The 14,094-nt window shown below is 63.6% G+C and carries 5 protein-coding genes; 1 reads left to right on the top strand and 4 read right to left on the bottom strand.

All coding sequences use genetic code 11. From position 1 onward, the window contains the following. Nucleotides 1–54: 54 nt before the first annotated feature. A complete protein-coding gene (locus tag Q7U29_RS14140; RefSeq protein ID WP_304742421.1) occupies nucleotides 55–7,086 on the top strand; it encodes a PKD domain-containing protein in 7,032 nt (2,343 codons plus the stop codon). A 98-nt stretch (nucleotides 7,087–7,184) separates the two neighbouring features. On the opposite strand, the gene Q7U29_RS14135 is transcribed toward Q7U29_RS14140, so the two are convergent. Genes Q7U29_RS14135 through Q7U29_RS14120 form a run of 4 tightly spaced genes read right to left on the bottom strand, consistent with a single transcriptional unit; the run spans nucleotide 7,185 to nucleotide 13,975 of the window. Then, nucleotides 7,185–8,003, bottom strand: coding sequence for an efflux RND transporter periplasmic adaptor subunit (locus Q7U29_RS14135; RefSeq protein ID WP_304742419.1), 819 nt, complete (start codon nucleotides 8,001–8,003; stop codon nucleotides 7,185–7,187). Between the two features lie 4 nt (nucleotides 8,004–8,007). Next, on the bottom strand, nucleotides 8,008–10,005 hold the full coding sequence (locus Q7U29_RS14130; protein WP_304742417.1) for a prepilin peptidase: 1,998 nt from the start codon (nucleotides 10,003–10,005) through the stop codon (nucleotides 8,008–8,010). Then, nucleotides 9,998–12,145: a M50 family metallopeptidase gene (locus tag Q7U29_RS14125; protein WP_304742415.1), complete on the bottom strand. Its 2,148-nt coding sequence runs from the start codon at nucleotides 12,143–12,145 to the stop codon at nucleotides 9,998–10,000. Before Q7U29_RS14125 ends, Q7U29_RS14130 begins: the two co-directional genes overlap by 8 nt. Before the next feature lie 9 nt (nucleotides 12,146–12,154). Beyond that, nucleotides 12,155–13,975 carry an HlyD family efflux transporter periplasmic adaptor subunit gene (locus Q7U29_RS14120; protein WP_304742414.1) on the bottom strand — a complete coding sequence of 607 codons (1,821 nt, stop codon included), beginning with the start codon at nucleotides 13,973–13,975 and terminating at the stop codon, nucleotides 12,155–12,157. Nucleotides 13,976–14,094 lie beyond the last annotated feature (119 nt).

Genomic DNA, 14,094 nt, shown 5'->3' with positions numbered 1-14,094 from the left:
GGCGGTGGCGGCGGCGGCAGTGGCGGTCGCGGCGGTACCGGCGGCGCGGGCGGGGTGGGCGGCGGCGGTGGCGGCGCACTGGAAATCGTCGCCAAGGGCCGGCTGACGATTGGCGGTACGGCCCTGTTCAACGCCGATGGCGGCGATGGCTCCACGGGCAGCGGCGGCGCCAACAATCAATTGACCGGCGGGGCCGGCGACACCGGTCAGAGTTCGCGCAATTCGGGCGCTACCGGCGCCAGCGGAGGCGACGGCAGGAACGGCGGCAGCGGCGGCGATGGCGCCGGCGGCGCGGGCGGCACCATCAAGATCGTTGCGACCAATCTCAGCGCCGGCGGCGCCAGCATCACCACCGACGGCGGCGAGGGCGGGGGCAGCGGGTCGTCGAAGGCTCCGAACGGCGGCGACGGCCGGTTCATTCTCGGCAGCAATACCTCGCTCACGCAAACCGGCAATGTCATCACCGGCATTGGCGGCCAGCCGGCGGGCGGCGTTGTCGCCGAGGATCAGATATTCACCACCGGTCCCACCGCGAGCAATATCTATACCGGCGGCCTCACACCGACCATGTATGGAATCGCCGGCGGAGCCGACGCCTTCGGCATCATCTCCGGGCTCTCGGCAAGCGCCATCGACTTCGATCCCGTCACATCCGGCCAGCAATCGGCGCCGACCGGAAGCCTGCTTGCGGTGATGCGGTTCGAGCACGGTGTCACCGGCAGCGAGTTTGATCTCGATTACACCGGCTACGATATGCTGGTGATAGCCAACGTTTCGAGCATCAATCTCAGCCTGCCGACGTTCGCCATCGATAGCGGCGTCGCGCAATACCTGCATACGCGCGGCATTGGTACCGACCAGGTGTTGACGACCCTGGCGCCTGGCCAGGTTTGGGCGGTGCTGATTCCCGAGGCCGCCCAGCGCGTCACGGTGTCGATTTCGACCACGGTGACCGGCGCCGCGACCACGATCGCGAACCAGTCCATCAACGACAATGGCACGCAGTATATCATGGCTGCCCGCCCGGTGCTCAACACGCCGACGTTCAACGGCTTCGACGCGATCGCGGCGGATTCGACGGCTAGCCACATCTATGGTGTGTCCTCGGCGCGCAATGCGCTGGTGGCGATCAATACCGCCGATGGTTCGCAGCGCCAGCTGTTTGCCGAAGGATCCGGAACCAATGCGAGCTACGGGCTCACGGGCGTGTCCAGTATCGCGGTCGGCGGCGGTTTTGCCGTCACCGCCAGTGCTACAACCGGAGCCTTGTCGACATTCAGCCTGAACGCGGATGGCGACCTGACCTTCATTGGCACGCGCGTGGACGGCGCCGGCTATTTCGACAGCATCCGCTACGACGCGGTAAGCGGGACCCCTGGTGTGGCCGGCACCGTCACCACCACCGGCACCGCGGGGGTGCGAAGCTATTCGCTCCATACCGACGGGTCGTTGACGCTCAACGCCACCGGCGGCAGCAGCAGCGCTGCGTCCGAAGGCGTGCATCAGGGCAGCTTCAGCTATTTCGTCGACGGCACCAGCAACAGCTTGCGGGTGGTCGATGGTACCAACACCTTGGTGCAAACGCTTGCCGGCAACCTCGATGGGTTGTTCGGCGCAACCGATGTGGCGGTGAGCCCGGACGGCAAATTCATCTACGTGACGAGCCGGAGCGGCGATACGCTGTCGGTTTATCAGGTGACGGCCGCGGCGCAGCCGCTTGTGCTGGTCGAGACGCTGCACAACGGCACCGATGGTGTGCGCGGCCTGTCCGGCCCGACCGAAGTCGCGGTGACCCCCGACGGCAAATACGTGATCGCCGTCGGCGGCTCGGGTGACACCCTCGCGGTGTTCCAGCGCAGCACGACGACAGGAAAACTGGTCTTCGCGCAGGTGGTGCGTGACAATGTCGGCGGCATCCAGGGACTGGGTGTCCCGACCTCGCTGGCGTTCGGGGCGACCTACGACGTCGACAACGTGCTGACCGGCTTGAAGGTCTATGTCGGCTCGCTCGGAAGCGCCACCGATCGAGGCGGCCTTGCCTCGTTCGATGTGAGCCTGACGCAGCCGCCGCCGGCTTCGTTCGTGACGGAATATTCCGGCATCGAAGGTCTGGCGCTGTCGACCGCCGGGGGTAGCGACACCGTTACCATCGTGTCCGCCCCGCCGGGCATCGTCCGATCGACGACGATCGATACCAATGGCGGCGACGATCGTGTCGTGGTCGATGATTATATCAACGCAACGACAATCAACCTCGGCGACGATAACGACTTCCTCGATCTGCGCGTGACCAATGCGAAGACTGCCGCGGACGGCATCACGGTCAATGGCGGCGCCGGCCAAGACACCATCGACGTCCAGAATACCGGCAATAATGCCACGACCGCGGTCAACGGCGGCGCCGACAACGACCAGATCGTCATCGGGCGCGTCGGCAGCAGCGCCACGACCGTCGTCTCCGGCGATGCCGGCAACGATACCGTTCGAATTGCCATCGCCAACCTGCCATCCAGCTCCGTAACCACGCTGCACGGCGACGACCCGGCGTCCTTGCCCGGCGATACATTGATCGTCGATCCGCAGGACCCGCTTGCGACCATCGATTACCGCACCGACAGCACCGGCACATTCGCCGTGACGGCGCCGTCGCCCAATTCAGGCCAGCTTCGCCTGCACAGCAACACGACGACTTATGGAGCCGTCACCTACGATACGTTCGAGGGTCTGCGCGTTCTTTCATCCCCGACCGCCCAGTTCAGTTCATCCCTGTACACGATCTCGGAAGGAGCCGGCCTCACGCTGTCGGTTACCGTGCGACCCAATGGATCGACCGGCCGGCTGTCAGGGCGTGTCGTGTTCGATATCGACGGCGACGGTCAGTTCGGCGAAGTCGAGGCAACCGAGACCGGTCCCGGCACCGGCGTCTACCAGGTGACGATCCCCTGGACGCGGCTCAGGGATTTCGGCCTCGGCGACAACCTCGGAGCCAGCGGAGTCTATACCATCGCGGTTCGCGCGACCAATGAGGACAATCTGTCGACGACCGCGTTCGCCCAGGTGCGGGTCAACGATACACCGCCCGTCGTCGGTATCGCGGGTGCTCACACCACCAATGTCGGCGCCACCTACACCATCGTATTTTCCGCTATCGATCCTTCGCCGAAGGACGTTCCTCTGGCCTGGCGCGTCGTCTGGGGAGACGGTGAGGTCGAGACATTTGGCGCAACGACGGCGAGCGCCAGCCACGTCTATCTCAAGCCCGGCCTGGCAACGATCTATCTCTACGAGCTCGACAAGGACACCACTCCGTCGGGCACCCCGTCTTCCGCGTTCGTCGTGACAGTCGGGGTGCTTGCACCGCAGGTCGTGGCGCCGCGGGGCAGGGAAGGCGAAGATCTGACACTGACGGCGACCGCAAGCGGAGCACCTAGCAGCTTCACCTGGGTTCTCAACGGCCACACGCTTGCCGGAACCCAATCGTCGGTCACGCTGTCCTGGACCGAACTGCAGGCGCTCGGCATCAACGATGGAACTGCCGTCGGCAAGGCCTACGGCGCGACCGTAACCGCCAATTATGAAGCCGTCAGCGGCGGCGGAACCGTCGCAACCGGTCCGATATCCTTCAGCGTCGTCGTCGACAACGCAGTACCGACATTTGGAAATTTCACAGCGCCGACGGTCAACGAAGGTCAAGCGGCGACGATCTCGATCTCGGGCGCGTCCGACGCGTCGTCGGTCGACGCTACCGGTCTGCGTTACCGCTTCTTCGATGATAACGGCAGCTTCGACAGCGGATTCCAGAACGCCGCGACCTTCACGGTCAACGGGTCGCTGCTTCGGCACGACGGCAAGGTCACCGTCCACGGCCAGGTCATGGACAAGGATGGCGGCATCGTCGACGGCTTCACGTCGATCACGGTCGTCGACGTCCCGCCGACGCTCATTGTCAACAACGGCGCTGCCACGGGTTCCTCGCAGGAAGGTTCGACCTTCACGCTCGATCTCAAGGCGACCGATCCCGGCGACGATGTCCTGAAATCGTGGGATGTCGACTGGGGCGACAACACCGTCAGCCATTTCGTGATCGATCCGGCCTCGCCGAACGGCAATCACATCACGCCGACCCACGTTTATGCCGACAACGGCGTTTACACGATCAGCGTCGGCGCGACCGACAACAATGGCAGCTACGTGACTGCGGGGCCGACCGTAACCGTTTCGAACGTGGCGGCCGTTGTGGTGAATCCGGCGGTCGTTCCGCCGACCATCGACGAGAATGCCTCAACCCGGGTGACCGGCAGGATCTCCGATCCCGGCGTACTGGATACGTTTACCTTGAACGTCGACTGGGGCGACGGCACCGCAACTCAGCAGTTCCAGCTCGCCGCCGGGACATCGAACTTCGATATCGCGCATCAATACCTGCAGGATGGTGTCTACTCCATCACGATCAGCGTCCTCGACAAGGACAGCATCGTTGCGATTGCCGCCGCCAAGGCCACGCTGGCGGTAAACGTCGACAACGTTGCGCCCGTTGCGGGTCCGCTGACGGTGCAGCCCGTAATCTCGCAGGAAGGCGACAGCGTGATGCTGTTCGGCAGCTACACCGATACCGGAACGCTTGATGGTCACACCGTGTCGATCGACTGGGGCGACGGCAGCCCGGTCATGTCGAGTACCGATCCGAACAGCACCATCGTGATCGATCCGGTTCACCGTACCTATGCGGCAACCCACACCTATGCCGACAATCCGGCCGGACGGCCCGATTATGTCGTCTCGGCCTTCGTCACCGATGATGCCGGCGCCAACAGCAACACGGTGACGGTGAGTGCCGTGGTGCAGAATGTCGCGCCGATCTTTGTCGACATCGCGATCAACAATGTCGCTGTGGCGCAAATCCCGAACACAGGCGGTCCGCAACCACCGACGATCACCATCGACGAGAACGGCATAGCCACCATCAGCGGTAGCTTCATCGATCCGGGGGCCAGGGATACCGAGACGGTAAGCATCGATTGGGGTGAGGGCGGAGCGTTGGAACAGGCGGTCGTCACCACCGACGCGCGCGATCCGACGCTTCATCACTTCACGCTGTCGCATCGATATCTCGACGACAACCCGAGCGGTACACCAAAGGATAATTACACCATTACGGTGACTGCAGAGGACAACGACGGCGCCTCGTCCCGGAAGGTTGCGATACTCACCGTGGCCAATGTTGCGCCGACCGCCGACGGCCTGAAACTCAGCCACACCACGGTGCTGGAAGATGGCAAGGTGGTCGTGGTGCTGACGGGCCATGTTTCGGATATCGGGACGCTCGATACCGTTTCGGAGATCGAGATCGATTGGGGCGATGGCACCGCGACCGTCAGCACGGCAACATCCGATCCTGCCGCCAGGGTGATCTATGATGCTGTGACGCGAACCTTCATCGCGACACACCGCTACCTTGACGATACGCCGCCAGGCACGCCCAGGGATATTCTCAGCATCAAGGTGACGGCGACGGACGACGATACCGGCGCCCGGACGTCGACAATACCGATCGAGGTGGTCAATATCGCGCCGAAGGTCGCGATACATGTCGCTGACCCCGAGCTGTATGCCAACAGGAGTTTCCTGCTGGAAGGAACGATCGACGATGCCGGGGTGCTGGATGGCGAAACCGTCAGGATCGATTGGGGCGATGGCGAAGTGGACGTTCTGGTCCTGCAGCCAGGGGAACGAACCTTCAGTGCAAGGCATACCTACCTCGCTCCATCGATCTCCAATTACGTCATCAATGTCGGAGTCACCGACAAGGACACCGGTGTCGGGACCGCGCAGCTGCCGGTGACGCTGATAACGTTCGATCCGTCCGGTGGCTATACCGGGTCGGCATTGACCGGCAAAATGGGCGGTGATCAATCGTCAGGTTTGCTGGGATCAGTTCTGGCCAGTCAGGATTCTTCTTTCCAATCCACGACATTCAAGCCGGATGACGTCGCCAGCGGCGGACTGCGGATCGGCCTCCTGTACGCAGAGCAGGGATCCGCCGTGCAGCTGCCGCTCAATTTCGCCGAACTTGGCGGCGCGGATCTGTCGAAGGTCGAGATCGATTGGGGCGACGGCAACAGACAGACGCTCGCCAATCCCGGCGGCGGTTCGGTGGATGTCGCCCATGCCTATCCCCATATCGTCAGCGACGACGAAATTGCGACCGGATCGTTGTCTTCGTCGGAAGGCGACGGCCGCAACCAGACCGAGGTCGTTGTCAAGGCGTTCAAGAAAGGGATCGACGGTCGCGACGAACTGACGTCGATTTCCCGCTTTCGGCTCGAAGTAGGCGGCGTGGCGCCGCGCATCGACAAGTTTGCTTTCGGCCGATCCGAGGCTGCTGACGGCGAGATCGATACGGTCAGTGGTCGCATTTCCTATCCGGGATTGCCGGGTGCGGTGACGATGCTCGTCAGCTGGTCGGACGGTACGACGTCAACTGGCGATCTCGAGATCAGAGACGGCGACTACTGGTTCTCTGCAAGCCACAGCTATGCGGGCAAAGCTGCCGTGAATCCGGTCGGGCTGCGCTTTATCAACGCCGTAAACCTCAAAGTCATTGGCTCATACGAGATCAACCCGCAAACGGCCGCGACGCTTGATCCTCTGTCTCCGCCGCAACCGACCTCCGACAGGCGCCATGGCGATGCTGCGCCGCTGCTGCCGGCCCGGCAACATCAGACCGCCGCTAACTCTCCTGGCAGAGGGCCGTTGACGACCTCCGACATGGCGCTGATGTTCGGCGCGGGCATCGTCGCCAGGGAAGCCATGGGACCCATGTCGTTCCGGCTGGACCGCTCGCTGGAGAAGGCCATTCGGCGCAAACAGGCTGGCCCTGCTGGTTCGGTGCCCAGCGCGAAGCCGGACGCTTCCGGCAACAGCCGGGATTGGCTGGCTGCGCCGTACCGGGTTCCGGCCGCCACTTGCAGCTCTCCCTGGCAGGAGGTTGATGACTGGCTGGTGACGTCCGAACGCGACATTACCCTTCACGGGCAACGTGACGCGATCGATGGGGACGCCGACTGGCTATTGATCCGGCGGTGAGGGCCGGGCGGGATGGCTACCGGTTCGCGCGGAGGAAACGCATCAAGCCGGGAGCCCCAGCGTCGGTTCTGATTCGATCAGGACCGGATGCGCTCCGGCTAGCGTTCTTGCGCGGTCTCGAAGGGGAACGAAACCTTGCAGCGCTGTCCGCCAGGCAGGAGGTTGTCTGGATTCGGCAGCGACAGCCGGACACCGAACGTTCCGCTCGCAGGATCAAACACCCGATCGACCACCGAGATCGTGGCGGCGTAGGTGCTGGCGATCGGCGGCGCGGGGGATACGGTGACCTGCATTCCGACGCGTACCTGCCTGAAATAGCCGACCGGCAGATAGACTTCCACATTCAGCGGATCCAGCCGGGCCAGCGTGACGATGTAACCTTCCTGGTTGACGAATTCGCCCGCCGACAGCTTCTTGTCGCTGACGATTCCATCGATGGTGCTTCGAATCGTGCGCTGGTCGAGAATGGCCTGCGAGCGTTCGAGTTCGAGCTGTGAGAGCTGTCGCTCCTGCCGCTCCCGAAGCAGATCCTGTTCGGCGACACGAGCCTCGGCGCGAAGCTCTTCATACTTGTCCTGGCTGACGATCTTGCGTTCGAATAATTGCGTGTTGCGATCGAGCCGGGCGCGCGCGAGAGTCAGTCGCTCGGTCTGCGCATCGATGCGCGCGGTGCTTTCGGCACGAAAGCGGTTGAGCCGCACCGTCGAGGTCTCGACCGAGGACTCCAGCACTGCAATCGGTTGCCCTCGGGTGACGATGTCGCCCCGCTTGACCAGAACCTCGGCGAGGATTCCGGTGATCGGGCTGCCCAGTTTCAGGACTTCCGAAGGATCGATCACGCAGTCGAACGAAGGCTCGGCGGCCGCATTCCCGGTCAATGCAGCGAGCATCGCGAAGGCCTTGACGAAGCGGTTCATTTGGTTATTCCGAATTGCCAGAAAACGCCAGGGCGTGGTCGAGGATTTCATCGCTTCTTCGCAGGCTGCTGCGCATCTTGGCATGCAGGCGCTCGGATCTGCGTTGTGCATGGCGCATCGCCCAGCGTCCGAAGCGTTCGCCGCACAATGCATAGCCGATCCGCACTATCACCTTTTCAGAGCGTGAGAACGCATTGTCCAGCAGGGAATCGTGCAGCGAAAGAATCGGGATGAAGGCTCCCGGATCGCCCTGACGGGCCGAACGTCCGGCAAGCTGACGGTCGATGCGTCCTGAATCATGCGTCTCCGACATGATGACGTGAAGTCCGCCGTTGTCTCTCGCCAGATCCGACAGCCGGATATCGGTGCCGCGCCCGGCCATGTTGGTTGCTATCGTGATCCGTTCCGCCTCGCCCGCGGCCGCGATGACTTCCGCTTCCGTCGCATCCTGAGCGGCATTCAATACGACATGGGGCAACCGCGCGGCGGTCAGGTACGCGCTCGCGGCCTGCGACGTCGCGACGGATCGTGTTCCGATCAGAACGGGAACGCCGCGGGCCGACAATTCGCCGGCCGTCTGCGCGATCAGGCGCCATTTTGTCTCGAGATCCGGAGCGACAAGGCCGGGGAGAATCCGGCGCCGCGACGGGCGGTTCGGCGGGATCTGGGCAATGGCGAGCCGATATACGCACCAGAGCTCGGACCCGATCTCGCGGGCGGTGCCGGTCAGACCGGCCAGCCGCCGGTAGCGACGAAAGAACCGCTGGTAGGTCATCCTGGCCAGCGTCACGCGCGTGCCGGACATCGCGCAATCTTCCTTCAATTCGATCATCTGATGCAGGCCGTCGGTCCAGAAGCGGTCGGGCATGACCCGTCCGGTATATTCATCGACAATTTCGATCTTGCCGTCGCGTACGATGTATTGCTCGTCGCGGCGCATCAGATGGATCGCGGTCAGCGCTTGAACGATCAACTCCTCGCGGTGGACCCGGTTGCGCCACGGCCCGCCCAGCGTGGTTGCGAGCTGCCGCAATCGTTTGATGGCGCCCGCGGTCAACACGATGCTGCGATCGCTCTCCCATATCAGGTAGTCCGGGCCTGGATCGAGAGTTCGTGCGACCTCGATCGCCTGTCCGAACATCAAGGCCTGTTCGTCGACAAGCGCCTTTTGCGACAGGATCAGCGGCGTCCGGGCTTCATCGACCAGCACGCTGTCGGCTTCGTCGACGATGGCAAAATGAAGCCCGCGCAGCACCACGCCCGATGCGGCATCGTCCGCCCCGGTCATCGCGCCGACCTTGAAGCGCAAATGGCCGCGCCTGCTGCCGAGAGCGAGAATGTCCCGCAGATAGTCGAAGGCCAGCTCCTTGTTGGTGCAATAGGCGACGTCGCAGGCATAGGCGGCGCGCCGCTGATCGGGAGTCAAGCCCTGGACCACGCTGCCGACGCTCAAACCGAAAAACGCATAGAGAGGACCGAGGATTTCGAGATCACGCTTCGCGAGATAGTCGTTCACCGTGACGACGTGAACCGGGAGACCCGAAAACGCGGCGGTGATCGCAGCCAGGGTCACGGTCAGCGTCTTGCCTTCGCCCGTACCCATTTCTGCGACCATTCCTCGCAGCAAGGCGTAGCCTCCGATCAGTTGCACGGCGAAATGACGGTGACCCAACACGCGCCCTGCCGCCTCGCGGATGATTGCGAAGCACAGGGCGACATCGTCACGCCGGGGTTCCGCATGGCGGCGCAGCGTGAAACGGACATCGCGGGCCCGTGCGCGCAACGCATCGTCGTCAAGCTCTTTCAGGCCTGCGGCGTGGGCATCCACCCTGGCCACGATGCGGCCGAGCCGTTTCGCGCGGAGCCTGCCGAATGGCGTCACCAGCCGTGCTTGCAGGGAACGAAGAAACAGATCCAGCGTCGTCTCGCGCGGCACCGTGCGTTCCGCGAAGAAGACCGGGCGCGGCAGCGTCGGCCGTCGGATGTCAAGGACCTCAGACACTGAACTGCCTCAGGAACAGCTGGCGGACCGCACGCCCGATGCGGTATGCGACCGGCTCCGGCGGATGCTCGAAACGAACGTACACCCTTCCGCCGAGACGCGATCGCGGGATGGCGTCGGCAATACGAAGATCGAAGTGAAACAGCGATTCCAGCGGCTTCGGACGATCGGTCTTCGAAGGATCGAGCAGGACCTGCCCGCCGCCGGCGGTGCTCAGCGCCAGATGCGGGATCTCCGCCGAAGCCGACGGCACTTCGCGCAGAATTCGCGCGGCCAGCACATGATAGATATCCTCGGCGCGACGAACTTCGATCTTCAAGGTGCTGCGGCGCACCGGGTCGACCTCGTTCTGGGGCACCACCACCCGGACGATCGGATCGTCCTCGCCGACGATGTAGCCGACGATGTCGCCTTTGCGGAGAAACCGGCCAGGCAGGTCGGCTTCGTCCAGCATCAGGAATTGTCCGGCCTTCGAGGCCGTCAATTCGAGATCGGCGAGCCGGCGCCGGCTGAGCTGCAGCTGGCCTTCCAGGTGAAGGATCTGCTCGCGAAGGATGTTGGCCTGGACGATGTCGCGCGGCATCGCCGCTTCAAGGCGCAAACGCATTTCATCGAGTTGTTTATCGAGGACCGCCGTGGCATCGATCAGCGTGGCGTCCTCGCCGGCGACCAGCGTGGAGCCGGCTTCGACCCGGCTGCCGCTCACTGCCGGAATGCCGGCGACGAAGCTGTCCGACAACGCGCGAACGGTGGATTGTTCGCCAACCCAGATCACGCCTTCAGCCATCGTCGCGAGCGGCAGCGGAACGGCCAGCACCAGCAGCAACGCCGCGGCCATCGCTCCTGCGCTGATCGCCATCGCGCGCTGGCGCCGCCGATGCAGCAATGGACTTTCGGCCAGAAATCTCGCGGCCTGGATCAACGGCCAGACGAAGCTGGTACCCACCGACAGCAGCGCGAGCGCTATGCCGATGAAGAACAGCTTGCTTGCGATCAGCAGCGCGATGGTAACCATGATCGACATGCGATAGGCGGCCGCGCTCAGCGAATAGCAGACGAACCAGACGGCCTCTCCGCGCGCGGTCGCCGGCGAAGTCAATCCGTCGATGCCGAAGCCGTAGCGTTGAATCAGGTAGAGGACGTATTTGTTGGCGCGCCCTGCCAGGTTCGGAATTTCAACCAGATCCGACAGGACGTAGTAGCCGTCGAATTTGAGCAGCGGATTGCCATTGAACAGCAGGGTCGATACGCCACCAATCAGGATGACGTTGAACGCGAGCGCACGCACCATTCCGGGCTCGGCGGCGACCCATACCATGACCGCGATCGCCGCCAGGCCGGCTTCGACCATGATGCCTGCCGCCCCGACCACCGCCCGTTGCCATTTATTTCGAAACGCGGACGACGATGAAGCATCGACATAGGGCACGGGAATGAAGATCAGAACCATTACACCGATTTCATGAACGGCGCCGCCGAAGACCTTGACGGCGTAGGCGTGGCCAAATTCGTGAAACGTCTTGACCAGCGGGTAGGCAAGAAGCAGCAGCGCGATATTTTGAGCCGACAGCAACTGGTCGTCGATGCTCCCGGCCAGTGCGGTGGCGTTCATTGCGCCGATTAGAATGCCGGCCGCCACCAGCATGATCCAGCCGACCAGCCCGGCGACGCCAAATAGCGGACGCATCGCCGGAAGGGTCGCGGTCAGGAACCGGTCCGGGTCGAACAGGGGAAACCGCAGCGCCAGCGGGTTCTTGATCCGCATCAGGAAGTCGCGCCGAACATGGGTATCGGCGCGTTGGCTCAGCTCTTCCATATTGGGCGGGAGCGTTCCAACCAGGAGATCGGCGCCGTGAAGCTGGGCGAGCAACCGGATGATCTCTTCCTGCGTTGGCTGATCCTCGCCGAGCTTTTCGCCGACGCGTGTCCAGATGTCGTTGACCGTCCGCCGGCCGTCCATCATGCAGAGCACGAGGTGCGCGGCCGGGGAAATTCGGTGAAAGCGGCCGGTCTGGTGGTCCTGGAGCAGATACCAGACATCGCCGCGAAATATCTGGCGGTGGATCTCGGCGTGCGCGCGCAGCCGGGGCTTCATTCCGTTGACCCGGTACCATGACGGACTGTAAAGGCTCTTTGACACGTTCGATCCTCAGCCGAACCATCGCCATGCGGTCAGCAATGCCCAGTCGAGGAACGATCGCGTCCAGATCCAGACCATGCGTCGCTGATTGATGTCGATCTTGCCGACGCCGCGCATTCCCGGCCGCAAGCCGGCCGGGGTGTCCGTCAGGCGGGCTTCGACCTTGAAACTGTTGCGCCCGTCATGAGCCCTCGATACCGGCGTAATCTTGCTGACCACCAGCGGGAAATTCTCTGCCGGCAGCGAGGACACGACGAGCTGGCCTTTCTGATCGAGTGCAATCTCGGCGATCTGTGTCTCGTCAATATCGAGGACGACCCTGTAGCTGTCGAGCGGAGCAACCTGAAAGAGTTCCTGGCCGCGTTGCAGCGACGCGCCGATCGATTGGGTCAGGTCGCCGGCGATGATGAGGCCGTCGAATGGCGCGGTGAGCCGCGCGCGGGACAATTGCTCGTCCACCAGGTGAATTTGCGCATCGGCCTGTTCGATCTGCGTGGTCGATATCTTTTGCTCGGCGCGATTGCGATCGCCCATCGCCTTTTCGAACTCGAGCACCTTGCGCTGGCGCTCGGTGATCCATTTCAGGCGTTCGAGAATGAGGTCGCGATCGTCCAGGCGCGCGAGTATTTGCCCGGCATGCACGGTGTCGCCGGCGCGCGCCTGGGCCTCGAGTACAAAACCGTTGAACGGGGCAACGACGGATCGTTGGATTCGGCCTTCGACGACGGCGTCCGCGGTGACGCGGTACAGCCCGGTCCAGAAATAACCGATTGCCGCCAGCATGACGGCCACCACGACCGCGAGCTTGCGGGCGGCATAGTGCGGTCCGAGCAGGCTGGTGATCAGGCTCCACGACGCTTCGCCAGCCTTGACGATCAGCCAGCGGTCGTTCCGGCGCTTCTCTTCGAGGATCGGGCCGGCGGTGGCAGCTATCCCGTCCAGCACGGCAATCGTCGCGGCGTCGAAGCCGACATCAACGGCGCGCTCGAATGTGATGGCGCCGATGAAGCGATCGCTGACGAACAGCGGGATCGTCAGGACGGCCACAGCCCCGCAACTCTGCGCCAGCTCGGCATGGGAGCGTGTCACGTTCAACTCGTCGGAGGAGGGTGGATGGAGGATCAATGCGCGCTGGTCGAGCGCTTCGTCCATCGCGACGCCGACCAGGCGAACCAAATTCATATGGCGGCCGAACTGCGCGCTGTGCGATATCGCCGCCACCTCGGCATGGCCGGCCTTGACGAAGCCGATGCTCACGCGTTCGCATTTGAAACGCGCGGCGAGTTCGGTGACGAACGAGCGGCACGCCGCGCCGAAGCGTTCCTGCTCCAGCACGACCGATAGCATGTCGAGCGCGTTCCGGGCCTGATGCTCCTGCTGCGCGGTGGCGTCGCGTCCCGCCCGCAGCAGGTATTCGCGCAGGCCCGCAACCCCCCACTGCAACTGCCGCATCGCCGCCCGGGCTTGCGACTCGCTCGTGCCGTGGAGTTCGATCGCAGCGACCGCGCACAGCTTGCCGTCGACGATGACCGGAAAGGCAAAGCCGGCCCGCTGACCGTCGGAGGTCGCTTCCGGACCGGAGTGATCGTAATGTGCGACCCCCCGCTGCTGCTCCGCGGCGAGTCTGATTGCATCGGCGAGCCAGAACGCCGTCCAGTTCGGTGGCCTGACCGCCAGCGGAGTCCCGGCGAGATCCTGTCCGGCAACGACCAGGCCGCCAGCAACATTCCCGATCAGCCCGCATTGCAGTGCAAGCCAGCTATCGCAGAACGCCTTGAAGTCGGAGGCCTCGCCGAGTTGTTTCCAAAGCACCGGTTCGAGCACCGGCACCTGACTCCCGTCGTGGGCAGGCGGAGTGCCATCCGAGGCCGGTAAGGCAGCGGAGCCAGGAAGCCTCATGTCGAGTCACGCAATCGTTTAGACGATCAGTCTGACTTCTACGCAGGCTG

The sequence above is a fragment of the Bradyrhizobium sp. genome (genome assembly GCF_030654605.1).
GTDB lineage: Bacteria > Pseudomonadota > Alphaproteobacteria > Rhizobiales > Xanthobacteraceae > Bradyrhizobium.
Note: the sequence above shows the minus strand (reverse complement) of the source record. Positions and strands in the feature narration are given on the sequence as shown.

What these genes read in the sequence shown, in the direction of transcription:
- Q7U29_RS14135 (WP_304742419.1), bottom strand. Translation starts at nt 8,003, where the DNA reads ATGAACCGCTTCGTCAAGGCCTTCGCGATGCTCGCTGCATTGACCGGG.